General features: G+C 37.1%; 2 protein-coding genes. Both read right to left on the reverse strand.

Going from position 1 to position 599, the window contains the following annotated elements:
* Positions 1-29: 29 nt before the first annotated feature.
* Positions 30-281: a hypothetical protein gene (locus H5300_RS26980; protein ID WP_182797387.1), complete on the reverse strand. Its 252-nt coding sequence runs from the start codon at positions 279-281 to the stop codon at positions 30-32.
* Positions 282-499: 218 nt separating this feature from the next.
* A partial coding sequence (locus H5300_RS26985) for an IS1 family transposase (RefSeq protein ID WP_220503598.1) occupies positions 500-599 on the reverse strand: 100 nt, incomplete at its 5' end.

A 599-nucleotide genomic window follows, 5' to 3' on the forward strand; every position in this document is an offset into this window, starting at 1 on the left:
TTACGCGATGATAAAAGCGTTGAACAAGCTTACTGGGTTAGGTATGCCTGAAACTTGTCGTATTGACTAAGAAATACGCGAAACGGGGTGGCTCTATCTCTAAATTTAATTACGCAACAAAGCCTTCTTCCATTGCCATAAAAAGGCATGGGTACGCCGTTACTTTCATTATGATCAGCCGTTAAGTCATCGGCCACCACATGATAATCACTATTAATTCCTGCAAAACTTGCACTAGAAAAAAAACACGCTGACATTGCTAGTAACAATGATTTATTCATCGACAACTTCATAGTATTAACTCTACATATTATTAGGTAAGAAATTAAAGAAAAGACAATGATATCTCTGGATATAACAACTTTGTTGATAGTTAAATTCACCCTAGGGTCTTCGCCCTATTTTAAAATTCACACTATCAACGATTACAAGTGCCATTATCCATTCTGATAAGCATTGCTTACACGCCATTTAATTGGTCATGACTCCAATCTGTTGATTAATGGTAAAACTCTCGTTCGATAAAGGTGCCGATGACCTTATCGTGCATTTCTTCTGATCTCGAGAAACCGATAGTTTTTCGAACGAGTCTCTTTAAG

Source organism: Vibrio sp. SG41-7, from assembly GCF_014164465.1.
In the GTDB taxonomy this organism is placed as follows: Bacteria; Pseudomonadota; Gammaproteobacteria; order Enterobacterales; family Vibrionaceae; genus Vibrio; species Vibrio splendidus.

Bases quoted from the DNA above. Each gene is read 5' to 3' on its own strand.
- H5300_RS26980 (WP_182797387.1), bottom strand. From the start codon at position 281: ATGAATAAATCATTGTTACTAGCAATGTCAGCGTGTTTTTTTTCTAGT.